Below are 24,497 nucleotides of genomic sequence, written 5' to 3' on the forward strand. Positions count from 1 at the left end.
CGTCGACGTAGACCACGAAGTTGCTGAATTTGCCCTGCGGAGTGGTGGCACCGCCGTCCGGATCGGTCGTTCCACGGCCTTCGTCATCAAAGAGCGAGAACTGTTGTGACGGATCGGCCGTGTCCATGTTCATGGACGGGCAATGTAGCAGCGGGGGCAGGCCCTGCCGGCTCAGACCCGCTCGACCACCACCGCAATGCCCTGGCCGACGCCGATGCACATAGTGCACAGCGCGTAGCGCCCACCGCTGCGGTGCAGCTGGTTCACCGCGGTCGTCACCAGCCGCGCCCCGCTCGCGCCGAGCGGGTGGCCGAGCGCGATCGCGCCGCCGTTCGGGTTGACGCGCGCATCGTCGTCCTGCAGCCCGAGGTCGCGCAGCACCGCGAGGCCCTGCGCCGCGAACGCCTCGTTCAGCTCGATCACGTCGATCTGGTCGAGCCGCAGCCCGGTCAGCGCCAGCACGCGCCGCGTCGCCGGTGCCGGGCCCATGCCCATGATGCGCGGCGCCAAGCCGGCCGTCGCCATGCCGAGCACGCGGGCCCGCGGCGTCAGGCCATGGCGTGCCGCGGCGGCCTCGCTCGCCAGCAGCAGCGCGCAGGCCCCGTCGTTGACGCCCGAGGCATTGCCGGCCGTCACCGTGCCGTCCGGCCGCACCACGCCCTTCAGCTTCGCCAGCGCTTCGAGCGAGGTCTCGCGCGGGTGCTCGTCCTGCGTCACGACGAGCGCATCGCCCTTCTTCTGCGCGATCGTCACCGGCGTGATCTCGGCGTCGAAGAAGCCGGCCTTCTGCGCCGCGACGGCCTTCAGCTGCGACGCGAGCGCCATCCGGTCCTGCGCGTCGCGCGCGATGCCGAAATCGGCCGCGACGTTCTCCGCCGTTTCCGGCATCGAGTCGACGCCGTGCATCTCCTTCATCAGCTTGTTGACGAAGCGCCAGCCGATCGTCGTGTCGTGGATCGCGGTGCTGCGGCTGAACGCGCTCTCGGCCTTCGGCATCACGAACGGCGCGCGGCTCATGCTCTCGACACCGCCGGCGATCATCAGGCCGGCCTCGCCGCTGCGGATCGCGCGCGCCGCGCTGCCCACCGCATCCATGCCCGAGCCGCACAGCCGGTTGATCGTCATGCCCGGCACGCCGATCGGCAGGCCGGCCAGCAGCGCCGACATGCGCGCGACATTGCGGTTGTCTTCGCCGGCCTGGTTCGCGCAGCCGAACAGCACGTCGTCGACCGCGTCCCAGTCGACGCCGGCGTTGCGCGCCATCAGCGCCTTCAGCGGAATCGCGCCCAGGTCGTCGGTGCGCACCGACGAGAGCGCGCCGCCGTAGCGGCCGAAGGGCGTGCGGATTGCATCGCAGATGAAGGCTTGTGTCATTGGAATCTCTCAGGCGATCAGCGGCAGGCCGCTCAACCGCTGCAGTTCATCGAAGGGCAGGCCGTGGAAAGTCTCCACCACTTTCAGCCCGGCGGCCGTCACGTCGATGACAGCCAGGTCGGTGTAGATGCGGCTCACGCAGGCCACGCCGGTCAACGGGTAGCTGCACTCGGCGACGATCTTGCTCTCGCCGGCCTTGGTCAGGTGTTCCATCATCACGAAGGTCCGCTTCGCGCCGATCGCCAGGTCCATCGCGCCGCCGACCGCGGGGATCGCATCCGGCGCGCCGGTGTGCCAGTTCGCCAGGTCGCCGCGCGCCGACACCTGGAACGCGCCGAGCACGCAGATGTCGAGGTGGCCGCCGCGCATCATCGCGAAGCTGTCGGCATGGTGAAAGAACGCGCCGCCGGCCAGCAGCGTCACCGGCTGCTTGCCGGCATTGATCAGGTCGTAGTCTTCGTCGCCCGCGGCCGGTGCCGGGCCCATGCCGAGCAGGCCGTTCTCGCTGTGCAGGAAGATCTCGCGCTCGCGCGGCAGGTGGTTGGCCACGAGCGTCGGCAGGCCGATGCCGAGGTTCACGTACGCGCCCTCGGGAATGTCGCGCGCCACACGGGCCGCCATCTGGTCTCGGTTGAGTCCTTGCATCGCCATCACGCCGCCTGCTTGAAGCCGGCCGGGCCGGTGCTGCTGCGCGGCACCTGCACGACGCGCTGCACGAAGATGCCCGGCGTCACGATGTGCTCCGGGTCGAGCTCGCCGAGCGCCACCACCTCGTGCACCGACGCGATGCTCAGCTTCGCCGCCATCGCCATGATCGGCCCGAAGTTTCGCGCGGTCTTGCGGTAGACCAGGTTGCCCCAGCGGTCGCCGCGCTCGGCCTTGATCAGCGCCACGTCGGCATGGATCGGCGACTCGAGCACGTACATGCGGCCGTCGATCTCGCGCGTTTCCTTGCCGCGCGCGAGCTCGGTACCGTAGCCGGTGGGCGTGAAGAAGCCGCCGATGCCGGCACCCGCCGCGCGGATGCGCTCGGCCAGGTTGCCCTGCGGCACCAGTTCGAGCTCGATGCGGCCACTGCGGTACAGCCCGTCGAACACCTGCGAATCGACCTGGCGCGGAAAACTGCAGATGATCTTGCGCACGCGGCCGGTCGCGAGCAGCGCGGCCAGGCCGGTCTCGCCGTTGCCGGCGTTGTTGTTGACGATGGTCAGGTCACGCGCGCCCTGCGCGATCAGCGCGTCGATCAGCTCGCCCGGCTGGCCGGCACCGCCGAAGCCGCCGATCATCACCGTCGCGCCGTCGGGCACGCCGGCCAGCGCCTCCTGCACCGAATCGCAGAGCTTGTTGATCATTGCGTTCCCCATGAAGGCCGACGACGTCAAAAGTTCTTTTGACGAACGCCGGTTCTTTATTGGAACATTGTAGGGTTCAGTCTGAAGCCCGGCAACGCCCGGGCACCTTCAAGCGGCCGCCGTGGGACCGGCTTTGCCGGACCACTGGCGGCGCCCCCTTGAGGGGGAGGCGCGCAGCGCCTCGGGGGTGGGGCATCAAGCCGCTTTCGCCAACTCGTTCATCGCGTAGACGCGGCCGAAGCGGTTGGCCAGGAAGTCGGCCAGCAGCACGTCTTCCTGCCGCACGAAGCCCTTCTGCGGCAGCTGGCCGTTCGCCAGCATGTCGAGGATCGCGCACAGGCTGCTCGCGGTGGTGATCTGGATCGCGCTGCGCAGCCTGCCGGCCAGCACGTGCGCATAGGTCTTGCGCGCGTAGGTGTTCTGCACGAGGCGCCCGTCCTTCATGCCGGAGACGGTGACGAACACGATCACCACGTCCTGCATCGTCGTCGGCACGGCCTGTTCGAGGATGTCCTTCAGCACGTCGCGCCGGTCCTTCAGCCGCAGGTCGTGCAGCAGCGCCTTCATGATCGCGGCGTGGCCGGGATAGCGGATGGTGCGGTAGTTCAGCGTGCGCACCTTGCCGGCCAGCGTCTCGCACAGCGTGCCGAGGCCGCCGGAGGTGTTGAAGGCCTCGTACAGCACGCCGTCGAGCGAGAACTCCTCGCGCTCCTCGAGCGCCGGCACCTCGCGCTTCACGCCGTCGACGATCGCCTCGCAGGGCTCGCAGTACTCGTTGATGACGCCCTCGGTGCTCCAGGTCAGGTTGTAGTTCAGCGCATTGCTCGGGTAGGCCGGCAGCGCGCCGACGCGCATGCGCACGCTGTCGAGCGTGTCGAAGCCGCGCGCCAGGTCGGCCGCGACGATCGAGATGAAGCCGGGCGCCAGCCCGCATTGCGGGATGAAGGCGGTGCCGGCGCCCACTGCCAGCTCGCGGATGCGCCGGGTGCTGGCCACGTCTTCGGTCAGGTCGAGGTAGTGGACGCCGATGTCGCGCGCCGCCTGCGCCACCTTGGCCGTCAGGTGGTAGGGCGCCGCGCTCAGCACCGCAAAGCGGCCGCGCAGCGCGCTGCGCAGCTTCTCGGCATCGTTCACGTCGAGCACCAGCGTCGACAGGCCGGGGGTGCCGGCCATCTCGTTGGCGATGTCCGCGAGTTGGGCCGCCGAACGGTCGGCCACCGTCACGGTGTAGCGCTCGCCACCACTCGCCGAGGCCAGCAAGGCCCCCACCACGGAGCCGATCTTGCCGCCGCCGATCACCAGGATGTCTTTCATTGCCGCCTCGCATGCTGTGGGGAATGACGGCGATTGTCCGAAGCATCCGATCAAAAGGCAGCTTGAAATTCAACGAAACGACGGGCACATTCCGGCATATCGCCGACAAGCTCCGACGAAATGACCAAACCCATCCTCGACAAGACCGATCACACGCTGCTCGCGCTGCTGCGCGAGAACGCCCGCGCCTCCACCGCCGAGCTGGCGCGGCGCCTCGCGCTGTCGCGCACCACGGTGCAGAGCCGGCTCGAGCGGCTGGAGCGGCAGCGGGTGGTCGCCGGCTACACGATCGTCGTGCCGGACGAGCTCGAAGCCGCGCTGGTGCGCGCCCACGTGCTGATCACGGTGGCGCCGCGCCAGAGCGCCGCCATCGAGGCGGCGCTGCGCAAGATCGCCGAGGTGCGGGTGCTGCACTCGGTCAGCGGCCCGTTCGACCTCATTGCGATCGTCGCGGCGCAGTCGATCGGCGAGCTCGACGCGCTGATCGACCGCATCGGCGCGCTCGAAGGGGTCGAGCGCACGACCTCGGCGATCGTGCTGTCGACCCGAATAGAGCGGTAAAAGTCACGGACGGTGGTCCTGAATCGCGGTTTCCTGTCAGAGTTAGCAGGTGTGAGGACATGTGTCCCTCGGGATAATGAACTTCAAGTCAAGGCACCCAGCCGCCGAAAACCTTGCAAGCGTGCCCCGTGGCGCGCACCCCTGGTCCGAGGTTGCTCGCCATCCGCATGAAAGAAGCCATCTCCCCATTGGTCATCGAGGTCCAGGAACTGCGCGTCGGGATGTTCGTTCATCTCGACGTGGGTTGGATGGCGCACCCGTTTCCGCTCAGCAGCTTCAAGCTGACGACGGCCGACCAGATCGCGACCATCCGCAGCCTCGGGCTGCCGCGCGTGCGCTGGAGCCCGGACAAGAGCGACCCGCCGCCGGTGACCACGCCGGTGGTCGAAACTCCCGCCGCGCAGGCGCCGCTGGCTGCCCCGGCAGCGCCCGCCGAATCCCCTGAAGTCAGCGAACGCCGCCGCCTGCGCGAAGCCCTGGCGGCCGAGCGCGCGTCGCTCGCCGTCTGCGAGCGCCAGTTCGCCGAAGCCACCAAGGCCTGCAAGCAGTCGCTCGATCTGGTGACGGCCAAGCCGCAGCAGGCGCGCGAGAACACCGAGGCGCTGAGCCGGGCCTTCGTCGACAAGATGCTGGCGGCGCAAGACCTGTGCATCCGCCTGCTGAGCGACGGCATCGGCGACAAGGCGTCGATGCATTCGGTCAACGTCGCCGTGATCTCGCTGCTGATGGGCAAGACCTTCGGGCTGTCGTCGCCCGAGATGATGGACCTGGGCGTCGGCGCGCTGCTGCACGACATCGGCAAGATCGAGCTGCCCGACCGCGTGCGCCACCGCGAAGAGCATTTCACCAACGCCGAGACCCAGTTCTATCAGGAGCACGTGACGCACGGCGTGACGCTGGCCAAGAAGATGGACCTGCAACCGGGTGCCACGCTGGTCATCGCGCAGCACCACGAGCATGCCGACGGCAGCGGCTTTCCGCTCAAGCTCAACAGCGACCGCATGACGACGGCCGCGCGCATCGTCTCGCTGGTGAACCGCTACGACAACCTGTGCAACCCGCACGTGCCGTCGCGCGCGCTGACGCCGCACGAGGCGCTGTCGACGCTGTTCGCGCAGAGCAAGGCCAAGTTCGACACCGCGATCCTCGGCGCCTTCATCCGCATGATGGGCGTCTACCCGCCCGGCTCGACGGTGCAGCTCACCGACGACCGCTACGCGATGGTGGTGTCGGTCAACTCGACCCGGCCGCTGAAGCCGCGCGTGCTGGTGCACGACCCGAAGGTGCCGCGCGAGGAAGCGCTGATGCTCGACCTCGAGCTGACCCCGCGCCTGGGCATCCGCCGCAGCCTGAAGCCGCAGCAGCTGCCGACGGCCTCGCTGATCTACCTGTCGCCGCGCGCTCGCGTGGCCTACTTCTTCGAACCGGAGCAGGTGCCGGACACCGCGGACGCCGAGGCCGTTGCATGACCGTCCCCGACCCGATGCAGGGCCTGATCGATGGCCTGCTCGAGGCGGTGTGGCTGGTCGACGCCGGCAGCCTGAGGATCCGCGCGGCGAATGCCGCGGCCGGCGACCTGTTCGGCGTCGAGGCCGCCTCGCTGTGCGGCCGCGGCGCCACCGACCTGTGCGCGACGCCTGAAGACCTGGTGTTCTGGAGCGAGGCGTCGGCCGGGCTGGTCGACCAGATCGTCTCCGACACGCTGGTGCGCGATTTCTCCGGCCGCCTGCTGCCGGTGACGCGCCGCGTCAGCCGCATCGGCGACGGCCTGTTCCTGGTGACCTGCCGCGACCGCAGCGCGCAGCGCGCCGCCGAAGAAGAGCTCGAGACCCGCCTCGCCGAATTGCGCGCGACGCTCGAATCGACCGCCGACGGCATCCTGGTGACCGACCTGTCGGGCCACATCCGCAGCTTCAACCACCGCTTCGCCGGCCTGTGGGCCCTGCCCGAGGAGGTGCTGGCCCGGCGCGACGACGCAGCGGTGCGCGACTGGATGCGCGCGAGCGTCGTCGACGGTGCCGACTACGAGCGCCGCCTCGCCGCGATCCAGGAAGCGACGATGCTGCAGACCAGCGACGTCTTCACGCTGCACTCCGGCCGCGTGCTGGAGCGGCTGACGCTGCCGCAGTGCACCCGCGGCCACCCGATCGGCCGGGTGTTCTCGTTCCGCGACATCACCGAGAAGCTGGCCGCCAGCGCGCGCATCGAGGAGCTGTCGCACACCGACGCGCTGACCGGCCTGCCGAACCGGCGGCTGCTGGCCGACCGCATCGAGTTCGCGCTCGCGATGGCGCAGCGCGGCGGCAACCCGTTCGCGCTGATGGTGCTGAACATCGACCGCTTCAAGCAGATCAACGACACGCTCGGGCTGGGCGTCGGCGACCGCGTGCTGCTGGAGGTGACCGACCGCATCAAGGCCAGCCTGCGCAACGTCGACACGGTGGCGCGGCTGGGTGGCGACGAATTCGTGCTGCTGGTGCACCAGGCCGATGCCGTGGCGGCCGAGGCCACCGCGCGCCGCGTGATCGACGCGATGGCGCGGCCGTTCACGCTCGACACCGTCAGCTTCACCGTCACCTGCAGCATCGGCATCGCGCAGAGCCCGGCCGACGGCGACACGGCCGACGACCTGATGCGCCGCGCCGATGCCGCGATGCACCGCGTCAAGGAGGCGGGGCGCGCGAGCTTCCGCTTCCACCAGCCGCGCGGCGACGCCGGCCGGCGCGCCGACAACTCGCCGATGCAGATCGACCATGCGATGCGCCAGGCGCTCGCGAGCGGCCAGTTCCGCCTGCATTACCAGCCGCAGATCGACCTGAAGAGCGGCCAGGTGATCGGTGCCGAGGCGCTGATCCGCTGGCGCGACCCGGTGCTCGGCGAGGTCTCGCCCGCCGAGTTCATCCCGGTGGCCGAGGAGAGCGGCTTCATCATCGCGATCGGCGACTGGGTGCTGGCGCAGGCGGTCCGGCAGGCGGCCGCATGGCGCGCCAACGGACTGGAGATGCCGGTGTCGATCAACGTCTCGGCGCTGCAGTTCCAGCAGCCCGATTTCATCGACCACGTGGCCGATGCGCTGAAGGGCGCGAGCCTGCCGGCCCGGCTGCTCGAGCTGGAGCTGACCGAATCGATCCTGATCCACGACGCCGCCGGCGCGCTGCAGCGGTTGCAGGCGCTGGAGCAGCTGGGCGTGCAGATGGCGATCGACGACTTCGGCACCGGCTATTCGAGCCTGGGCTACCTGAAGCGCTTCCCGATCGCGCGGCTGAAGATCGACCGCAGCTTCATCAAGAACCTGCCGGACGACACCAGCGATGTCGCGATCGTCAACGCGATCATCCAGCTCGGCCGGGCGTTGAACCTGCGCGTGATCGCCGAGGGCGTCGAGACCGAGGCGCAGCGGCAGTTCCTGCACGACGCCGGCTGCGACGAATTCCAGGGCTTCCTGTTCGCGCCGGCCCTCGACCACGGCAGCTTCGAGGGCCGCGTCGGCCGTGGCGAGCCGATGCCGCGGAGCGTGCGCCTGGTCCATCCCGTCTGACCCATCCCGTTGACCGAGCGCGTTTGACATGAACTGACATCGATCCGGGTCGCCGGGTCGGAAAGCCCGCACGCCGCCGGGGCGTTTGCTTTTTTCCCTACATTTTGGGGATCCAGGAGGATCCCGATGAGTCCACTTGAGCGAACGCTGGAGCAGCGCGTTGAAGCGCTGGGTGTCCCGATGGCGGTGGTGCTGCCCGGCGGGCAGCGGCTCGGCCACTCACAGCCCACGGTGACGATCCGGCTCAACGAGCTGTCGCCGCTGGTGCACATCGCCGGCGGCCAGGTCGGCCGGGTCGCGCAGGACTATGTCGAGGGCCGGCTCGATTTCGACGGCTCGGTGCGCGACCTGATGGCCATCGCCGCGCAGCTGATCGACGACGACCCGACCAAGTCGGAGGCGAGCGGCGCACCGCTCGCCTGGTGGCGCAACATCACCCGGGCCGCGCGCTCGCGGGCGCGCCACAGCACCGAGTCGGACGCCCAGCAGATCCAGTTCCACTACGACGTCTCGGACGATTTCTACGCGCTGTGGCTGGACCCGCGCAAGGTCTACTCCTGCGCGTACTTTCGCGAAGGCAGCCTGTCGCTCGCGAAGGCGCAGGAGGCCAAGCTCGACCACATCTGCCGCAAGCTGATGCTGCGCGAGGGCGAGCGCTTCCTCGACATCGGCGCCGGCTGGGGCGGGCTGCTGATGTGGGCCGCGCAGCACTACGGCGTGCGGGCGCACGGCATCACGCTGTCGAAGAACCAGCATGCGCACGTCAACCAGCTGATCGAGCGCTGCGGGCTGCGCGGGCGCATCACGATGGAGTTGCGCGACTACCGCGAGCTGCCGGAAGACGAGCCGTTCGACAAGATCGCGTCGGTCGGCATGTTCGAGCACGTCGGCCACGCGCAGCTGCCGGCCTACTTCGACAAGATCCGCCGGCTGCTGAAGCCGGGCGGCCTGCTGATGAACCACGGCATCACCGCCGGCAGCACGCAACACGATCAGCTCGGTGCCGGCATGGGCGATTTCATCGAGCGCTACATCTTCCCCGGCGGCGAGCTGCTGCACGTCTCGCACGTGCTGAAGGTGATGAGCGAAGCGCAACTCGAACCGGTCGATGCCGAGAACCTGCGCCCGCACTACGCGCGCACGCTGTGGGCCTGGAGCGGGGCGCTCGAGAGCCAGCTCGACAAGGCGCGCGAACTCACCGGCGAATCGGTGGTGCGGGCCTACCGGCTGTACCTCGCGGGCTGCGCGATGTGCTTCGAGCAGGGCTGGATCTCGCTGTTCCAGATGCTGGCCGCGCGGCCGGATGGCGACCCGTCGCGCGGCCCGATGCGCGGCGCACAATCCGAGTTCCCGTTCAACCGCGAGTACATGTACCGATGATCTACAAGTTCAAATCGAAGGCGGCCGGCGACGTGATCATGATGGGACCGAACGGCGACCAGGTGCTGCGCCTGATCGGCAAGCAGCCCGGTGCGACGGGCATCATCGAGCCGGCGCAGATGCCGGCGGCCATCGCGGCGCTCGAAGCCGCGGTCGCGCAGGACGACGCGGCGCGCAAGCAGGCCGAGCAGGAGGCGGCGGCCGAGGGCAAGAAGCTGCCGCCGGTAGAAGGCGTGGGCCTGCGCCAGCGCGCTTGGCCGCTGGTCGAGATGATGAAGCGTGCGCAGCCGGCCGACGCCGGCATCACCTGGGGTGTCTGAGGAGCAGCGATGAAACTGTGGAGCGACAGCTGGATCAACGGCGACCGGATTCCGGCGCGATTCGCCGCCGGGCGGCTGGACGGCGGCAGCGGGGTCGGCTTCTCCGACAACCTGAACCCGCACCTCGCGTGGAGCGAGGTGCCGGCCGGCACGCAGTCGCTGGCCGTGATCTGCCATGACTTCGACGTGCCCAGCCGCGGCGACGATGTGAACCAGGCCGACCGCGAGGTGCCGAGCGACCTGCCGCGCGTCGACTTCTTCCATTGGGTGATGGTCGACCTGCCGGCCGGTCTCGGCGCGATCGCCGAGGGCGAGTTCAGCCGCAGCTTCAGCGCGCGCGGCAAGCCGGGTCCGCAGACGCTGCACGGCGCGCGCCATGGCCTGAACGACTACACCGGCTGGTTCGCCGGCAACCCCGAGATGGCCGGGCAGTACTTCGGCTACGACGGGCCGTTCCCGCCGTTCAACGATTCGCTGGTGCACCACTACGTGTTCACGCTGTATGCACTCGACGTGGCCCGCGCGCCGGTCGACGGCGTGTTCACCGGCGCGCAGGTGCGCGAGGCGATCGCCCGGCACGTGCTGGCCGAAGCCACGCACTCCGGCACCTACACGCTCAACCGACGACTGACCTGAACCGATGGAATTGACCCGCATCCTCGCGATCCGCCATGGCGAGACCGCGTGGAATGTCGATGGCCGCATCCAGGGCCACACCGACATTCCGCTGAACGACAAGGGCCGCTGGCAGGCCGGGCGCCTGGGCGCCGCGCTGGCGCACGAGCAGATCGACATCGTGTTCGCGAGCGACCTGCAGCGCGCCTTCGAGACCGCGCAGGCGGTCGCGCAGCCGCACGGGCTGCCGGTGCATGCCGACGCCGGGCTGCGCGAGCGCAGCTTCGGCATTTTCGAGGGCTGGACCTTCGCCGAGATCGAGGCGCGCTGGCCCGAGCAGAGCCTGCGCTGGCGCCAGCGCGATCCCGACTACGGCCCCGAAGGCGGCGAGAACCTGCAGCAGCTGTACGCCCGCTGCGTGGGCGCGGTGACGCGGCTGGCCGAGGCGCACCTGGGCAGCAGCATCGCGATCGTCGCGCACGGCGGCGTGATGGACTGCCTGTACCGCGCCGCGGCCCGCATCGACCTGCAGGCGCCGCGCTCGTGGCAGCTCGGCAATGCGAGCATCAACCGGCTGCTGTACACGCCCGAGGGCTTCACGCTGGTCGGCTGGAACGACACGCATCATTTCGACGGGCTGGACGGCCCGTCGCTCGACGACCCCGGCAACGCGACCGGCGTGGCAGCGACCGACCGCGTGGGACACGCGGCGTGATGCAGATGCAGCCGCAGCCGCGCGTCGGCGACCCGGTCGCGGCCGTGCCGTCGCCGGCGCTGGTGATCGACCTCGACGCGATGGAGCGCAACCTGGCGCGCATGGCCGCGTTCGCGCGCGATCACCGCCTGAGGCTGCGCCCGCACGCGAAGATGCACAAGAGCGCGCACATCGCGGCGCTGCAGGTCGCCGCCGGCGCGGTCGGCGTGTGCGTGCAGAAGCTGTCGGAGGCCGAGGCGCTGGCGGCCGGCGGCGTCGCCGACATCTACATCAGCAACGAGATCGTCGACGTGGCCAAGCTGGCGCGCGTGGCCGCGCTGGCCGGGCGGATCCGGCTCGCGATCGCGGTCGATTCGCCGCTCGGCATCGACCGCCTCGCGCTCGCGCTGAAGGCGGCCGGCACCTCGCTCGAGGTGTTCGTCGAGATCGACGTCGGCCAGGGGCGCTGCGGTGTCGCCGCCACCGCGGCCGGCGCGCTCGCGCACCAGGTGGTGTCGCACGGCCTGCGCTTCGCCGGGCTGCAGGCCTACCACGGCAAGGCCCAGCACCTGCGCTCGGCCGACGAGCGCGCGGCGGCGATCCGCCATGCGGTGGCGCTGGTGCGGGCCGCGCAGGCCTCGATCACCGGGGCCGGCATCGCGTGCCCGCTGGTGACCGGCGCCGGCACCGGCAGCTTCGCGTTCGAGGCGGCCAGCGGCGTGTACGGCGAGCTGCAGGCCGGCAGCTACCTGTTCATGGACCGCGACTACGCCGACAACCAGCCGGCGCCGGGCGCGCCGGTGTTCGAGCACGCGCTGTTCGTCAAGAGCCAGGTGGTCAGCCGCGGCGCGTCGCATGCGGTGGTCGACGCCGGCCACAAGTCGCACGCGATCGACAGCGGGTTGCCGAGCACCTGGCAGCGCGAACTGGTGTTCGCGAACGGCGGTGACGAGCACGGCATCCTGCACCCGGGGCGCGATGCGCTGCCGGCCTTGGGCGACACGGTGTGGCTGGTGCCGGGGCATTGCGATCCGACAGTCAACCTGCATGACCGGTATGTCGCGGTGCGGGGCGGGCTGGCCGACGGGGTCGTCGAGGGGGTGTGGCCGGTCGACGCGCGGGGCTGCCTGGTCTGACGGACGATTCCCGGATTGGCATCCGGGCTACAACGTGCATTCAATCGCACAGCACGCGGCTTCGCCCGCCATCGACGGCCAGGATCTGGCCGGTCACGTAGTGCGCGTCCAGGGCCAGCCAGCCGACGGCGGCGGCCAGTTCCTCGAAGCTGCCCTCGCGTGCCAACGGGATCCCGCGACGCACGGACTCCTGCCGGGCGCGATCGGACCATCCCTCCGGCCAGGTCAGCGTGCCCGGCTGGACGACGTTGCAGCGAACCCGCGGGGACCAGTCCGCGGCAAGCGCCATCGTCATGGCTTGCAGGGCCGCCTTCGTCGTCGTGTACCAGAGGTGACCCCGCGCGGGCCGGTCGGCATGCACGTCGGTGATCGTGACGATGGATCGCAGGCTCGCCTTCAGCGCCGCCAGCACCGCCGCGTGGGACGCCACGTGCACGTTCCAGTCGGTCGCTGCCCGGTCGCAGTCGGCGAGCGTGCTGGCTTCCCACACCGAGGCGTTGCACACGCACACCTCCACGGCGGCGTCGACGACCCATTCCGGCACACGAACGGCGGGGTCGCTGAAATCGGCGCACCACGTCGCGGCGCTTTCCGAGCGAGCTGCGTTCATCTCGCCGGCCAGTGCTTGTGCCTGCACGACGGAGCGTGGGGAATGGTGAAGCAGCAGCGTGAGTCCGCGACGGTGCAGTTCACGGGCGATGGCCGCACCGCCACGCGTGGCAGCGCCCGTGACGAGCGCTGCCTTCATGCAGTGAAGCGAACGCTGGGCACGTCCGGCCACGGATGGGCCTTCGCGAGGCTCACCACGACCGATCGCACATGTGGCAGTTCTTCGATCTGGCGCTTGATGAGAAGCGTGGGCTCTTCGAGCAGGTCGAAGCGGCAACCTTCGAAGACCTGCCGCACGATGTTGCGGCAGTGGCCGTAGTCGAGGGTGTCGCGGATATCGGCTGTCCGGGCGGCCTTGTTCGCTGCGTCAGCATCGATCTCGACCCCGACGCGAACGTTCAGCGACTGCTGGGTTCCGATCTCCGTCGGGGCAATTCCAATCTCGGTGATCACGACGACTTCCAGGTCGATTCTTGGCATGGGGTCCCTTTGTCTGTCTGTCGCTGCGACGCATCGGCGCCTAGCATCCGCGGCAGTCTAGTCGGGGACAAAGATGCGACGTAGAACACTTTTGTCAGGGTTGACGGCAGCAACAATTCCAGCCTGGGCGACGGACAGCCCACTGCTGACCGTGGGTGGCGAGATCGGGAAACGGAACGCTGGCAACGTTTTCGCCTTCACGGAAAACGAGTTCATGCGCTTGCCGCAATCGGTCATCGTCACCGGCACCACATGGACGCCGAAGTCTCGATGGGAAGGGCCTCGCGCGGATGCGGTGATGGCCCACGTCGGCGCATCGACGGGCACAGCACTGCGCATCACGGCGGTCGACGACTACAACGTCACCATTCCCTGGGGCGACATGGCGCGCTGGGGCATCGTGCTGGCCCACAGCCGCGACGGACATCGGTTGCAGCGTAGCCAGTGGGGGCCGCTGTTCGTCATCTACCCACGGGATGACAGCCCCCGAGAGCTGGGGACGCCGATGACGGAGGCGAAGTTCATCTGGCAGGTCAACCGGATCGACGTGCAATGAACGTCCGCGATGGCAAGGCACGGTCCCCCGGCTGGCACTTGCTGGCGAAGGTGGTGTTGCTCAGCGCGGTCTTCGTCGGCGGAACCTACGTGCTGTACCGGCCCGACGACTCCGCCTGGTCGCTGAACGGTCCGCGAGAGGGCTACTACTGGAGCGTTGCCCAGTACCAGTTGGCCTTCTACCGCATGCGCGAACTGGTGCGCGTGGAGGCGGCCGGCGAACCCGTCGATCAGGACCACCGCCATCTGCGCGCGGACATCCTGCAGTCCAAGGCGCGGATCCTGATCGTTCCGTCCGAACTGACTCGGTATTTCGCCGGGATCGAGGGCTATTCGGCGAATGTCGAGAAGCTGCAGGGCTTCCATCTGCGGGTGATGCATCGATTGACACGCCAGGACCTCGACCGCGAGAGTGCGATCGAGCTGTTGTCGCAGTTCGAGGACATCGAGCCCGTGCTCGTGCGACTTGCCAATGAGGTGAGGATCGAGGAAATGCGAAGCCGTGAAGCGGCCGCGGATGCGTTGCTGCAGCGGCGTACGCTGCTGTGGGGCGTGTTGACAGCTGCATGGCTTCTGATCACCGGTTGGCTGGTGACGCTGGCGAGATCAGAACGCAAACTCCGGGATGCCATCCGCTCGAAGTCCAACTTCCTCGCCATGGTCAGTCACGAGTTGCGGTCGCCGTTGCAGGACATCCTTTGCTCGCTCGATGTGATGGAGCGTCGCGCGGACGGTGCAGCGAACGAGGAATTCGTCAGTCGCATCCGGCGCGCTGCCAACGCGCTGAGCACGCAGTTGCGCGATCTGCTGACGCTGGCCACCGGCGAGGCGGGGCGCCTCGAGATCCGCCCGGAAGCCTTCGAGGCCGGGGCTCTCGTTCGCGATGTCGTCGACACCTTCAAGCCGCAGGCCTTTGCCAAGGGACTGGAACTTCGTGCCGACGTTCCTGACGATCCGGTCTTCGTCATCGCCGATCCGAAGCGCATCCTCCAGGTGCTGTCGAATCTCGTCAGCAATGCCGTGAAGTACACCGACGCAGGGCATGTTCACGTCACGCTGCACGCCATGCCCGCTGTACCGCGCGAACTGCACCTGACGGTGTCCGACTCCGGCCGAGGCATTGCGCCGGAGCAACTGCCGAGTCTCTTCACGGCCTGCACGCGGCTCGCCAGCCTGGAGCGGGGTGGCCGCGAGGGCGTGGGCATCGGCCTGGCCATCGTCCACACCGTCGCGGCGCACCTGGGCGGTACGGTCGATGTCGAGAGCAGCCTGGGCGTCGGCTCCTCTTTCGAGTTTCGTGTTCCGGTGACGATGGCCGACGAGAGAACGCCCGTGGCGTCGTGAGCCTCAGCGGGGACCGAAGGCCTGCGTCAATTGCGCGCTGATGATCGGCAACCGCAAGGGCTTCTCGAAGAACATCAGCTTGTAGCGCCGCACGGCGTCGGCCACCTCGTTCGCCTGGGCGCGCCCGGTGTCGAACTCGCCGGTGAGCAGGCCGATCGGGCACTGCAGGTCGCTCTCGCGGATGCCGGCGATCAGCTCGCGGCTGTCCTGGTTGCCGATGATCCAGTCGATGAGGTAGCCGTCGAAAGGGCGTGCCCGCACGGCGTCTGCCAGGTCCTGCGCCGCGTAGAACGGCGTCGCCTCGAATCCCGATGCCACGAGCGCCTCGACCAGGCTGTCGGTGGTGTCGCGCTTGTCGTCGAGCACGGCGATCCGCCTCGCGGTCTGCGCATCGCCTTGCAACACCAGCAGGCGGATGTCGAAGGCGTGCGGCGGCGCGTTGTCGCCGGCGGGCATCACGACCCATTCGCTGCCCACGGCGATCGCGACGAGCGATCCCGGCAGTGCCGACTTCGCTTCCTGCTCGAGCCAGATCCGACACGGCACGCGTGCCGATCCTGCGAGCAGGACCGCCGAGCGTGGTGCCTCGGCTTCGCCCAGGCTCACGAGTTGCGCCAGGGTTTCGCCAAAGAACTCCGCCATGCGCTTGAGCTCTTCGAGCGACCAGGTCGAATCCTTCTGGACCTTGCGATGCGCATGCGAGTAGGACAGGCCCAGGACGTCCGCGGTCAAGGTCGAGTGCTTGTGCCGGGGGACTTCATGACGATCGAGCAGCGCGCGAACGCAGATCGCGGCCAGTGATTGTTCGCCATCGTCCGCGCCGGGTTTGCTGCTTGTCATGTCGAAAGGGGAGTGGTCGTCCACGGCGGATTTTCGCATTGCGGCATGCACGCATCGCCTGAGAAAAATTCCTTGATAGAGGCGAAAACAGTCACTAGACTTCCGGATAAGGGAAGAAAGCTGTCTCCTGAAGCGAAAAGCGGAAGCCTTTCCAGCACCGGTCGGCCGGTGCTCCACAGCACAGGAGTTCATGTCATGAGGATGCCTCTCCCGGGCGCTCACGTCCGCGCCACATCGACACCGCAGGGATCCGGTCCGTGCCTCGATCGCCCGTTCGACCCACCGGTCTACTGCTCACTGGGCACCGTGGCGTTCGCCGGCGCGGTCGGGATGATCCTCCTCTCCAGAAGGCGCCGGCGATCCCGGGCCGGGATCGTCGGCGAGGACGCCATCGGCTCGTGCGTCTTCGTGCTGGCCATGCTGCTCCTGATCGGCGTGCTCTGCATTCTTCCGACGATGCTTCGGGATCCCGGGCAAGTGATACAGGTCTCGCATGAAGTCGCCAGGCCGTCGCCCGATTCCGTCTTCGCGTGCCGATGCGCAAAGACCGCACGCCTCGACAACCCCCGGTAGACACCGCGCGCTTTGTAGCCTGGATGGGGCGCAGCGCAATCCGGGACCGTCCGACTGTCCAATCGATGCGTGCAGCGCCACCATCGCCGCATGACGGATTCCCAGATCATCGTCCTCGCGACCCCGTTGTTCCTGCTGCTGATCGCGGTCGAATTCGCGGTCGGCCTCGCGCGGCGCCGCAACACCTACGTGACGGCCGACGCGCTGAACAGCATCGGCCTGGGCATCATGAGCCAGGTGCTGAACGTGTTCAGCAAGCTGCTGATGGTCGGCATCTACGCGCTCGCGTTCGAGACCCTCGCGGTGCACCCGCTGCCGCAGGATGCCGCCTGGGTCTGGCTCGTCGGCCTGCTGGTCTACGACTTCTGCTACTACTGGCACCACCGCCTCGGCCACACGGTGGCGGTGCTGTGGGCCGCGCATGCGGTGCACCACCAGAGCGAGGAATACAACCTGTCGACCGCGCTGCGCCAGACCAGCACCGGCTGGCTGTTCGGCTGGATCTTCTACCTGCCGATGGCGGTGGCCGGCTTTCCGCCGCTGGTGTTCGGCGTCGTCGCGCTGGTCGACCTGCTCTACCAGTACTGGGTGCACACGCAGCAGATCGGCCGGCTCGGATGGTTCGACCGCTGGTTCTGCGCGCCCAGCAACCACCGGGTGCACCACGCCGTCAACGACAGGTACCTCGACAGGAACTACGGCGGCATCCTGATCGTCTGGGACCGGCTGTTCGGCAGCTTCATCGAGGAAGACGATGCCGAGCCCTGCGTCTACGGCACGCGCACGCCGCTGGCGAGCTGGAACCCGCTGTGGGCCAACCTGCACGTCTACCGTGACATCGCCCAGGACGCCTGGCATGCGCGGCGCTGGCGCGACAAGCTGCGGGTGTGGATCAAGCCGCCGGGCTGGCGGCCGGCCGACGTGGCCGAGCGCTTCCCGAAGCCGGCCTTCGACATCGCGGCGCGCCGCAAGTACGACCCGCACCGCTCGCGCGCAGCGGCGCTGGTCGCCGGTGGGCTGTTCCTGGTGCTGCTGGCGGCCACCAGCGTCTTCCTGTGGAACGCGCACCGGATGTCGGGCGGCGCGCAGGCCGGCGCCGCAGCGGGGATCCTCGTGGGCCTGTGGGCGGTCGGGTGGGTGTCGGAGCACGGCGTGCGCTGGCCGGCATCGCGGCAGGTCGCCCAGCCGCGGTGATCACTGGCGTTCAAGACGCCGGCAGCCCGCATCGGCAGCATGGCGAACCCTGAACGCAGAATGCCGCCCATGTCCGCCAGCCTCAGCTCGCCGAGCTTCACGCCGCCCTACACCGTCTCCGGCCGCAGCGCACTGGTCGCGCCGCCGCCCTGGCACTACGCCGGCTGGCTGTTGAACGTCGCGTTCGGCTTCGATGCCGCGCGCGGTGCTGAGTTGGTGCTGCCTTCCATTGGCCGCACCACCGGCCAGGGCTGCGTGCACTTCGCCGACTGGCAGGCCACCACCGACGGCAGCGAGCTGCTCGACCCGGTGCAGGCGCAATACCGCGAGACCATCGTCGTGCTGGAGATCGAGCGCCCCGACGGCAGCCGCTGCGGCTTCTGCCCGGCGATCTGGGTCGACCAGGATGTCTCGATGCTGCGCGGCCTGCTGCAGGGCTGGCCGAAGAAGATGGGCAGCACCTGGCTCACGCGCAGCCTGCCGCTCGACCACCCGGCCGCCGCGCCGCTGCGTGCCGGCACCCGGCTGGGCGCCAGCCTGGCGGTGAAGGATCGCCGCGTGATCGAGGCCGAGGCGCGCCTGAGCGGCGAGCCGGGCCGGCCGCTCGGCTTCCTCGCGGCCCCGACGCTCGGCATCGTCGGCTTCCCCGACCTGCGCGAGCCGGCCCGTGCGCCCGCGCTGCGGCTGCTGCGCGCCGACATCGCGCAGCCCACCACGAGCGGATGGCATGCGGCCAGCGCATCGCTGCGGGTGTTCGAGCACCCGCGCGAGGAGCTCTCGCTGCTCGGCGAACTGCAGGCCGGCGACGCGAGCGCCGGCTGGTTCGGCCTGACCGTCGTCGGAGCGCGCGATGCCTGAGCCGGGCGGGTCGCGCCATTCGCGCGTGCGGCGCTGGCATGTCGACGGCCAGCCGGCGCTCGAGCAGGTGATGCACCACCGGCCGGGTCAGGAATGGGCGCCGCACTGGCACGACGAATGGTCGATCGGTGCGGTGCTCGCCGGCCGCTGCCGCTTCAGCCTCGGCGGCCGCCGGCACACCGCGTCGGCCGGCGACCTGCTGGCGATCGCGCCGGGCGCCGTCCACACCTGCGGGCTGGATGCGGACGAGGGCGGCGAGACGCAGGTCGTGATGGTCTATGCCGACGTGCCGTGGCTGGCCGCGCTCGGGGTGCCGATGCCGCGGGGCAGTGCGCGTGCCATGCGGCAAACCATTGCGGCCGAGGCGCAGGACCTGTGTGACAGCGCCGGCGCAGCGGCGTGGCTGCGCCATGCGGCCGCGACGCTCGCCGACAGTGCCGCGCTGCTGCCGGCCGGCGCCGAACCGGCCGGCCGTGCCGCGCAGCAGGTGCTGGCGGCCTTGCAGCGCGCGGCCGTCGGCGACGGCACGGTCGCGATCGACGCACTCGCGCGCGACTGCGCGCTCAGCCGCGAACACTTCCACCGCATCGCGACACGCTGGCTCGGCATCAGCCCGGGCGACTACGTGCGCGCCGCGCGCATGGCGCGCGCCCGCCGGCTGCTGCTCGACGGCTGGCCGATCGCGCAGGCGGCCCAGGCCTGCGGCTTCGCCGACCAGGCCCATCTGACGCGCTGGTTCAGCCGCCATTTCGGCTACACGCCCGGCGCGCTTGCGCAGGCGGCCCACGCCAGCCCCGATTCGAGGGTGCCCCAGGCGACTGCGCATTGACGCCCGATGGGCGAGGTCTAGACTTCCTGCAGGTCTTTCATCGCGATCCTGTCAGGAGGTGATGCCATGTCAGTCAGGCGAATGACCAAGGGGGCCCGGCCGCAGTCGCTGGGCGCATTCAAACCGGTCGGCCACGTGGTCGTCGCGTTGCCGAGCGACGAGCTCGCGCAGCAGGCGATGCAGGCGCTGTTCGACGCCGGCTTCGACGAGGATGACGTGATGTTCATCACCGCTGAAGAAGAAGGCGCGCAGATGCAGCACATGCTCGGCCATGCCAGCCAGCTGGCCGGCTTCGGCTACGAGGTGACGCTGATGCGCCGCTACCAGCAGCTCGCCGGCGAAGGCTGCGGCTGGCTGCTGGTGTACGCGCCCGACACGCTGCATGCCGAGCGCGTCGCCGAGGTCGTCAAGCGCTTCGACGCCCGGCTGGCCGAGCGCTACCACTGGCTGGTGGTCGAGGACCTGATCTAGGGCCCGGGCCGCGGCGCCCGGGCGGCGGCGCTAGTTGTCGAACAGGTCGGTGGCGGTCCGCGTCGGCGTGACGCCGAGGTGCCGGAAAGCGGCCAGCGTCGCGACCCGGCCGCGCGGCGTGCGCTGAAGATAGCCCTGCTGGATCAGGTAGGGCTCGATCACGTCCTCGATGGTCTCGCGCTCCTCGCCGATCGCCGCGGCGACGTTGTCGAGGCCGACCGGCCCGCCGTCGAAGCGGTGGATCACCGCCTCGAGCAGCTTGCGGTCCATCACGTCGAAGCCCTGCGGGTCGACATCGAGCATCGCGAGCGCCTTGTCGGCCAGCGCCTTCGAGATGCGGCCGTCGCCCTTCACGTCGGCGTAGTCGCGCACGCGGCGCAGCAGCCGGTTCGAGATGCGCGGCGTGCCGCGCGAGCGGCGGGCGATCTCGAACGCGCCCTCGGCATCGGTCGGCACGTTCAGCAGCCCGGCCGAGCGGTGCACGATGCGCGCCAGTTCCTCGGGGGTGTAGAACTCGAGCCGCGCGACGATGCCGAAGCGGTCGCGCAGCGGGTTGGTCAGCATGCCGGCGCGCGTGGTGGCGCCGACCAGCGTGAACGGCTGCAGGTCGAGCTTGATCGAGCGGGCTGCCGGGCCCTCGCCGATCATGATGTCGATCTGGTAGTCCTCCAGCGCCGGGTACAGGATCTCCTCGACGACCGGGCTCAACCGGTGGATCTCGTCGATGAAGAGCACGTCGTTCTTCTCGAGGTTGGTCAGGATCGCAGCCAGGTCCTTCGGCTTCTCGAGCACCGGGCCCGAGGTCTGGCGCAGGTTCACGCCCAGCTCGTTGGCGATGATGTGGCTCAGCGTGGTCTTGCCGAGGCCGGGCGGACCGAACAGCAGCACGTGGTCCATCGCCTCGCCGCGCATGCGGGCCGCGCTGATGAAGATCTCCAGCTGCTCGCGGATCTTGGCCTGGCCCACGTACTCGGCCAAGCCCTTCGGGCGCAGCGCGCGTTCGATCGCTTCTTCGTTGGGCGAGCTGGGCGCCGCACTGACCACGCGCGGTGGCAGGCTGCCGAAATCGTCGGTCTGGATGGCCATCGCCGCATTATCGACGGCGTTGGTGAGCGTTTGCGTTTGCTCACCCGGTGTGCAGGGATTGTGCAGATGCAGTCCATGCGGCTGCGGCACAATCGGACGATGACCTCCCGCCACCCTGCATCGCGATGGGCCGCCTGGGCCTTTGCGCTGGCGCTGCTGCTGAAGGCCGCGGTGCCGATGCTGGCGAGCGTGTCGGCGCAGGTGCAGGGCAAGACGCTGGTCGAGGTCTGCACGGTCTACGGCGTCGCCACCGTCGCGCTCGACGACAGCGGCGAGCCGAAGCCGGTGCCGGCCGACCATGCCGGCGCGCATGGCAGCGAGCACTGCGCGCTGTCGGCGGTGCTGGCGTTCGCGGCGCCGCAGCCCGGCCCGGTCATCGCACCGGCTGCGGCCGGGCAGGCCCCCGAGCGATCTGTTCGCGCCGGCGTGCCGGCCGCCGATGCCGAGGCCGACTGGATCGCGCGGCTGAAGCACGGTCCTCCCTCTTTCACCTGAACCCACCGCCTTGGCCGTCGGCGCACTCGCGCAGCGACAGCCCGTGTGACTGACCGCGCGCGCCGCGCCCGGTCTTGTTCAGGAGCCATTCCGTGATGTATCCATTCACGCCAGCCGCCCGTGCGGTGCTGGCGCTGCTGGCCTGCCTGCCGATGGCGGGCTGGGCCGAAGAAGACACCGACGCGACCCGCGTCGCCACCGACGATGCCTTCACTCCCGTCACCCCCGTCAAGCACCTGGGTGTCGTTACCGTGACCGGCGGCCGCCGCGGCTCGCTGCCGTCGCAGATCCCGACGACGATCGAGGGCATCACCGGTGCGCAGGTGCAGGCCAGCATCAACGCCACCGACAGCGAGGACGCGCTGAAGTACCTGCCGAGCCTGCTGGTGCGCAAGCGCTATGCCGGCGACTACAACCACGCGGTGCTGTCGACGCGCGCGTCGGGCACCGGCAACAGCGCGCGTTCGCTCGTCTATGCCGACGGCATCCTGCTGTCGAACCTGCTCGGCAACGGCGCGAGCTTCGCGCCGCGCTGGGGGCTGGTGACGCCGGAAGAGATCGAGCGCGTCGACGTGCTGTACGGGCCGTTCTCGGCCGCCTACCCGGGCAACTCGGCCGGCGCGGTGGTCGACTACCTGACGCGCATGCCGTCGAAGTTCGAGGCGCATGCGGTGGTCGGCGCGTTCTCGCAGCCGTTCAAGCTCTACGACACCGACACCACCTACAACGGCTGGCAGACCAGTGCGTCGCTCGGCGACCGCAGCGGCGGCTGGTCGTGGTGGGTCAACGTGAACCGGCTCGACAGCGAAGGCCAGCCGCTGGTGTTCGACACCACGGCCACGCCGACCGAAGGCGCGGTGCCGGACACCGACAAATCCGGCAAGCCCTGGTACGTGCGCGGCACCAGCACGCAGTACCGCACGGTGCAGGACCACCTGAAGCTGAAGCTCGCGTACGACCTGGCGCCCGACCTGCGCGCGAGCTACACGGCGGGCTGGTGGCGCAACGATGCCGTGGGGCGCTCCGACCAGTACGTGGCACCGGTGCTGAGCGGCGTGACCAACCGCGACGGCCTCGCGCACCTGATGCAGGCGCTGTCGCTGAAGCAGAACTCGGGCGGCGCGTTCGACTGGGAACTGGCCGGGAGCGTCTACGACTACCGCCGCGACCTGAGCCGCAAACCCAAGGCCGGCTCGACACTGCAGCCGGCCTTGCAGCAACCGATGCTCGACGGCGGCGACGGCAGCGCGACCGACCTGCACGGCACCGGCTGGAACACGCTGTCGGCGCGCGGCACCTGGCGGCCGGGCGGCGAGGGCAGCGCGCACGTGATCGACGCCGGCGTCCAGCAGGACAGCTTCCGGCTGCGCACCACCGTCTACGCGCTCACCGACTGGGTCGATCAGGAAAGCGGCGCGGTCAGCTCCCGCTTCGACGGCAACACGCGGCTGCGCTCGGTGTTCGCGCAGGACGCGTGGCGCTTCGCCGACGGCTGGATGACGGTGCTCGGGCTGCGTGGCGAGCGCTGGCAGGCCTGGGACGGCCTGACGCAGAGCGGCAGCTTCGCACCCTATGCGCACCCGCAGCGCAGCGAGACCGCGCTGTCGCCGAAGGCCGCGCTGTCGCATGAGCTGCGCGAGGGCTGGGTGCTGAAGGCCTCGGCCGGGCGGGCCGTGCGCTTCCCGACGGTGTCCGAGCTGTACCAGGGCGCGGCCACCTCGAGCGGCATCAGCAACATCGCGAACCCCGACCTGCGGCCCGAGCGCTCGTGGACCTCGGAGCTGAGTTCCGAATGGACGCTGCCCGACGCGGCGACGCTGCGCCTGACGCTGTTCCACGAGGACACCCGCGACGCGCTGTACAGCCAGCCGCTGCCGAACGTGACGCCGGCGACCAACAGCGTGCAGAACGTCGACCACGTGCGCACCACCGGCCTCGAGGCCGCGGCGCAGCGCGAGAACGTGCTGTGGCGCGGGCTCGACCTGCAGGGCAGCGTGACGTATGCCGATTCGACCATCGTCGCCAACAGCGGCTACGTCAGCACGCCGGGCGACACCGTCGGCAAGTGGCAGCCGCGCGTGCCGCGCTGGCGTGCGAGCGCGCTGGCCGCATGGCGCGTCGACGATCGCTGGACGGTCAGCTACGGCGCCCGCTACAGCGGCCGGCAGTACGGCAGCCTCGACAACAGCGACACCAATGGCTTCACCTACATGGGCACGTCGAAGTACTTCACGACCGATGTGCGGGTGCGCGTAGCCATCGACAAGCAGTGGCATGCCGCGTTCGGCATCGACAACCTGAACAACTACCACTACTGGAATTTCCACCCGTACCCGCAACGCACCTACAGTGCGGAGCTGAGGTACGACCTGTGAACGCCTCCCTGAAACGGACCCCTGCCATGACCCTGAACCTCCTTACCCGCATTGCCGCCACCGCCCTGGTCTCGCTCGCCGCCCTGGCGGCCCAGGCCCATGAATTCACGGTCGGCCAGATCGCCATCGGCCACCCCTACGCACGCGCGACCGCGCCAGGGCAGCCGACCGGCGGCGGCTTCCTGCGGCTGGAGAACCGCGGCAAGGCGGACGACCGGTTGCTGTCGGTAAGCGCCGATGTCGCCAAGGGCACCGAGCTGCACACGATGACGATGGAAGGCGACGTGATGCGCATGCGCGAGGTGGGGGCGATCGACCTGCCGGCCGGCAAGTACGTCGAGCTGAAGCCCGGTGCGCTGCACGTGATGTTCATCGGCCTGAAGGGGCCGCTGAAGGAGGGCGACAAGTTCCCGCTGCGGCTGAAGTTCGAGAAGGCGGGCGAGGTGACGGTGACGGTGAACGTCGAGGCCGCGGGCGCCGACCACAGCCACTGACGGCGGAACC

At 69.5% G+C, this 24,497-nt stretch carries 25 protein-coding genes and 1 pseudogene; 18 read left to right on the plus strand and 8 right to left on the minus strand.

Going from position 1 to position 24,497, the window contains the following annotated elements; translation table 11 throughout:
• Positions 1-171: 171 nt before the first annotated feature.
• From pcaF to BUE42_RS25755, 4 genes are all read right to left on the minus strand, one after another.
• Complete coding sequence (gene pcaF, locus BUE42_RS25740; protein ID WP_073468149.1) at positions 172-1,374, minus strand: 3-oxoadipyl-CoA thiolase; 1,203 nt, start codon at positions 1,372-1,374, stop codon at positions 172-174.
• Between the two features lie 9 nt (positions 1,375-1,383).
• Positions 1,384-2,019, minus strand: a complete 636-nt coding sequence (locus tag BUE42_RS25745) for a 3-oxoacid CoA-transferase subunit B (RefSeq protein WP_073468196.1) — start codon at positions 2,017-2,019, stop codon at positions 1,384-1,386.
• A 5-nt stretch (positions 2,020-2,024) separates the two neighbouring features.
• A complete protein-coding gene (locus tag BUE42_RS25750; RefSeq protein WP_073468150.1) occupies positions 2,025-2,726 on the minus strand; it encodes a 3-oxoacid CoA-transferase subunit A in 702 nt (233 codons plus the stop codon).
• Positions 2,727-2,921: 195 nt separating this feature from the next.
• Positions 2,922-4,040: a saccharopine dehydrogenase family protein gene (locus BUE42_RS25755; protein WP_073468151.1), complete on the minus strand. Its 1,119-nt coding sequence runs from the start codon at positions 4,038-4,040 to the stop codon at positions 2,922-2,924.
• A gap of 120 nt (positions 4,041-4,160) precedes the next feature.
• On the opposite strand from BUE42_RS25755, the gene BUE42_RS25760 reads away from it, so the two are divergent.
• The 8 genes from BUE42_RS25760 (at position 4,161) to BUE42_RS25795 (ending at position 12,284) form a co-directional block, all read left to right on the plus strand.
• Entirely contained in the window at positions 4,161-4,601 is a 441-nt protein-coding gene (locus BUE42_RS25760) for an Lrp/AsnC family transcriptional regulator (protein WP_073468152.1), read from the plus strand.
• Positions 4,602-4,768: 167 nt separating this feature from the next.
• The gene (locus BUE42_RS25765) at positions 4,769-6,070 is read left to right on the plus strand and encodes an HD-GYP domain-containing protein (protein WP_073468153.1); all 1,302 of its coding nucleotides are present in this window, start codon (positions 4,769-4,771) and stop codon (positions 6,068-6,070) included.
• On the plus strand, positions 6,067-8,139 hold the full coding sequence (locus BUE42_RS25770; protein WP_073468154.1) for a putative bifunctional diguanylate cyclase/phosphodiesterase: 2,073 nt from the start codon (positions 6,067-6,069) through the stop codon (positions 8,137-8,139). The genes BUE42_RS25765 and BUE42_RS25770 overlap by 4 nt, the downstream gene beginning before the upstream one ends.
• Positions 8,140-8,265: 126 nt before the next feature.
• Positions 8,266-9,519, plus strand: a complete 1,254-nt coding sequence (locus tag BUE42_RS25775; protein WP_073468155.1) for an SAM-dependent methyltransferase — start codon at positions 8,266-8,268, stop codon at positions 9,517-9,519.
• Positions 9,516-9,839 (plus strand): DUF1840 domain-containing protein, encoded by a 324-nt coding sequence (locus BUE42_RS25780; RefSeq protein WP_073468156.1) that lies wholly within the window; start codon positions 9,516-9,518, stop codon positions 9,837-9,839. Before BUE42_RS25775 ends, BUE42_RS25780 begins: the two co-directional genes overlap by 4 nt.
• 9 nt (positions 9,840-9,848) lie before the next feature.
• A complete protein-coding gene (locus BUE42_RS25785) occupies positions 9,849-10,475 on the plus strand; it encodes a YbhB/YbcL family Raf kinase inhibitor-like protein (RefSeq protein ID WP_073468157.1) in 627 nt (208 codons plus the stop codon).
• A 4-nt stretch (positions 10,476-10,479) separates the two neighbouring features.
• Entirely contained in the window at positions 10,480-11,169 is a 690-nt protein-coding gene (locus BUE42_RS25790) for a histidine phosphatase family protein (protein ID WP_073468158.1), read from the plus strand.
• Positions 11,169-12,284, plus strand: coding sequence for a DSD1 family PLP-dependent enzyme (locus BUE42_RS25795; RefSeq protein ID WP_073468159.1), 1,116 nt, complete (start codon positions 11,169-11,171; stop codon positions 12,282-12,284). The genes BUE42_RS25790 and BUE42_RS25795 overlap by 1 nt, the downstream gene beginning before the upstream one ends.
• A gap of 40 nt (positions 12,285-12,324) precedes the next feature.
• Here BUE42_RS25795 and BUE42_RS25800 read toward each other — a convergent pair whose 3' ends face one another.
• Together BUE42_RS25800 and BUE42_RS25805 are read right to left on the minus strand one after the other, a co-directional pair.
• Complete coding sequence (locus BUE42_RS25800; protein WP_073468160.1) at positions 12,325-13,032, minus strand: SDR family oxidoreductase; 708 nt, start codon at positions 13,030-13,032, stop codon at positions 12,325-12,327.
• A complete protein-coding gene (locus BUE42_RS25805) occupies positions 13,029-13,373 on the minus strand; it encodes a dihydroneopterin aldolase (protein ID WP_083614573.1) in 345 nt (114 codons plus the stop codon). Before BUE42_RS25805 ends, BUE42_RS25800 begins: the two co-directional genes overlap by 4 nt.
• Before the next feature lie 151 nt (positions 13,374-13,524).
• Between BUE42_RS25805 and BUE42_RS25810 the strand changes: the two genes are divergently transcribed.
• Complete coding sequence (locus BUE42_RS25810) at positions 13,525-13,929, plus strand: putative pterin-binding protein (RefSeq protein WP_083614575.1); 405 nt, start codon at positions 13,525-13,527, stop codon at positions 13,927-13,929.
• Positions 13,926-15,272, plus strand: a complete 1,347-nt coding sequence (locus tag BUE42_RS25815; RefSeq protein WP_073468163.1) for a sensor histidine kinase — start codon at positions 13,926-13,928, stop codon at positions 15,270-15,272. The genes BUE42_RS25810 and BUE42_RS25815 overlap by 4 nt, the downstream gene beginning before the upstream one ends.
• A 3-nt stretch (positions 15,273-15,275) precedes the next feature.
• Here BUE42_RS25815 and BUE42_RS25820 read toward each other — a convergent pair whose 3' ends face one another.
• Positions 15,276-16,136, minus strand: a complete 861-nt coding sequence (locus tag BUE42_RS25820; RefSeq protein ID WP_159445498.1) for a helix-turn-helix domain-containing protein — start codon at positions 16,134-16,136, stop codon at positions 15,276-15,278.
• 282 nt (positions 16,137-16,418) lie between these two features.
• Between BUE42_RS25820 and BUE42_RS25825 the strand changes: the two genes are divergently transcribed.
• The 5 genes and pseudogenes from BUE42_RS25825 to BUE42_RS33185 all read left to right on the plus strand — a co-directional run bounded on the left by BUE42_RS25825 (position 16,419) and on the right by BUE42_RS33185 (position 20,037).
• On the plus strand, positions 16,419-16,685 hold the full coding sequence (locus tag BUE42_RS25825; RefSeq protein ID WP_073468165.1) for a hypothetical protein: 267 nt from the start codon (positions 16,419-16,421) through the stop codon (positions 16,683-16,685).
• A gap of 90 nt (positions 16,686-16,775) precedes the next feature.
• A pseudogene (locus BUE42_RS25830) lies at positions 16,776-17,819 on the plus strand (sterol desaturase family protein); the annotation flags it as partial.
• A 129-nt stretch (positions 17,820-17,948) separates the two neighbouring features.
• Positions 17,949-18,737, plus strand: a complete 789-nt coding sequence (locus BUE42_RS25835; protein WP_073468166.1) for an acetoacetate decarboxylase family protein — start codon at positions 17,949-17,951, stop codon at positions 18,735-18,737.
• Positions 18,730-19,566 carry a helix-turn-helix transcriptional regulator gene (locus tag BUE42_RS25840; RefSeq protein ID WP_073468167.1) on the plus strand — a complete coding sequence of 279 codons (837 nt, stop codon included), beginning with the start codon at positions 18,730-18,732 and terminating at the stop codon, positions 19,564-19,566. Before BUE42_RS25835 ends, BUE42_RS25840 begins: the two co-directional genes overlap by 8 nt.
• 66 nt (positions 19,567-19,632) lie before the next feature.
• Positions 19,633-20,037, plus strand: a complete 405-nt coding sequence (locus tag BUE42_RS33185; protein WP_159445499.1) for a hypothetical protein — start codon at positions 19,633-19,635, stop codon at positions 20,035-20,037.
• 30 nt (positions 20,038-20,067) lie between these two features.
• Here BUE42_RS33185 and ruvB read toward each other — a convergent pair whose 3' ends face one another.
• A complete protein-coding gene (gene ruvB / locus BUE42_RS25850) occupies positions 20,068-21,123 on the minus strand; it encodes a Holliday junction branch migration DNA helicase RuvB (protein ID WP_073468169.1) in 1,056 nt (351 codons plus the stop codon).
• Between the two features lie 99 nt (positions 21,124-21,222).
• On the opposite strand from ruvB, the gene BUE42_RS25855 reads away from it, so the two are divergent.
• The 3 genes from BUE42_RS25855 (at position 21,223) to BUE42_RS25865 (ending at position 24,487) form a co-directional block, all read left to right on the plus strand.
• Positions 21,223-21,618, plus strand: coding sequence for a DUF2946 family protein (locus BUE42_RS25855; RefSeq protein ID WP_143171762.1), 396 nt, complete (start codon positions 21,223-21,225; stop codon positions 21,616-21,618).
• 95 nt (positions 21,619-21,713) lie between these two features.
• The gene (locus BUE42_RS25860; RefSeq protein ID WP_073468171.1) at positions 21,714-23,993 is read left to right on the plus strand and encodes a TonB-dependent receptor; all 2,280 of its coding nucleotides are present in this window, start codon (positions 21,714-21,716) and stop codon (positions 23,991-23,993) included.
• A gap of 26 nt (positions 23,994-24,019) precedes the next feature.
• Positions 24,020-24,487, plus strand: a complete 468-nt coding sequence (locus BUE42_RS25865) for a copper chaperone PCu(A)C (protein ID WP_073468172.1) — start codon at positions 24,020-24,022, stop codon at positions 24,485-24,487.
• Positions 24,488-24,497 lie beyond the last annotated feature (10 nt).

It is taken from the genome of Rhizobacter sp. OV335 (assembly GCF_900142965.1).
In the GTDB taxonomy this organism is placed as follows: Bacteria; Pseudomonadota; Gammaproteobacteria; order Burkholderiales; family Burkholderiaceae_C; genus Rhizobacter.

Coding starts and splice junctions, on each gene's coding strand:
- BUE42_RS25855 (WP_143171762.1), top strand. CDS start 21,223: ATGACCTCCCGCCACCCTGCATCGCGATGGGCCGCCTGGGCCTTTGCG.
- BUE42_RS25760 (WP_073468152.1), top strand. CDS start 4,161: ATGACCAAACCCATCCTCGACAAGACCGATCACACGCTGCTCGCGCTG.
- BUE42_RS25860 (WP_073468171.1), top strand. CDS start 21,714: ATGTATCCATTCACGCCAGCCGCCCGTGCGGTGCTGGCGCTGCTGGCC.
- BUE42_RS25790 (WP_073468158.1), top strand. CDS start 10,480: ATGGAATTGACCCGCATCCTCGCGATCCGCCATGGCGAGACCGCGTGG.
- BUE42_RS25840 (WP_073468167.1), top strand. CDS start 18,730: ATGCCTGAGCCGGGCGGGTCGCGCCATTCGCGCGTGCGGCGCTGGCAT.
- BUE42_RS25795 (WP_073468159.1), top strand. CDS start 11,169: ATGCAGATGCAGCCGCAGCCGCGCGTCGGCGACCCGGTCGCGGCCGTG.
- ruvB (WP_073468169.1), bottom strand. CDS start 21,123: ATGGCCATCCAGACCGACGATTTCGGCAGCCTGCCACCGCGCGTGGTC.
- BUE42_RS25770 (WP_073468154.1), top strand. CDS start 6,067: ATGACCGTCCCCGACCCGATGCAGGGCCTGATCGATGGCCTGCTCGAG.
- BUE42_RS25780 (WP_073468156.1), top strand. CDS start 9,516: ATGATCTACAAGTTCAAATCGAAGGCGGCCGGCGACGTGATCATGATG.
- BUE42_RS25755 (WP_073468151.1), bottom strand. CDS start 4,040: ATGAAAGACATCCTGGTGATCGGCGGCGGCAAGATCGGCTCCGTGGTG.
- BUE42_RS25800 (WP_073468160.1), bottom strand. CDS start 13,032: ATGAAGGCAGCGCTCGTCACGGGCGCTGCCACGCGTGGCGGTGCGGCC.
- BUE42_RS25750 (WP_073468150.1), bottom strand. CDS start 2,726: ATGATCAACAAGCTCTGCGATTCGGTGCAGGAGGCGCTGGCCGGCGTG.
- BUE42_RS25775 (WP_073468155.1), top strand. CDS start 8,266: ATGAGTCCACTTGAGCGAACGCTGGAGCAGCGCGTTGAAGCGCTGGGT.
- BUE42_RS25865 (WP_073468172.1), top strand. CDS start 24,020: ATGACCCTGAACCTCCTTACCCGCATTGCCGCCACCGCCCTGGTCTCG.
- BUE42_RS25765 (WP_073468153.1), top strand. CDS start 4,769: ATGAAAGAAGCCATCTCCCCATTGGTCATCGAGGTCCAGGAACTGCGC.
- BUE42_RS25785 (WP_073468157.1), top strand. CDS start 9,849: ATGAAACTGTGGAGCGACAGCTGGATCAACGGCGACCGGATTCCGGCG.
- BUE42_RS25815 (WP_073468163.1), top strand. CDS start 13,926: ATGAACGTCCGCGATGGCAAGGCACGGTCCCCCGGCTGGCACTTGCTG.
- BUE42_RS25745 (WP_073468196.1), bottom strand. CDS start 2,019: ATGCAAGGACTCAACCGAGACCAGATGGCGGCCCGTGTGGCGCGCGAC.
- BUE42_RS25835 (WP_073468166.1), top strand. CDS start 17,949: ATGTCCGCCAGCCTCAGCTCGCCGAGCTTCACGCCGCCCTACACCGTC.
- pcaF (WP_073468149.1), bottom strand. CDS start 1,374: ATGACACAAGCCTTCATCTGCGATGCAATCCGCACGCCCTTCGGCCGC.
- BUE42_RS25805 (WP_083614573.1), bottom strand. CDS start 13,373: ATGCCAAGAATCGACCTGGAAGTCGTCGTGATCACCGAGATTGGAATT.
- BUE42_RS33185 (WP_159445499.1), top strand. CDS start 19,633: ATGTCAGTCAGGCGAATGACCAAGGGGGCCCGGCCGCAGTCGCTGGGC.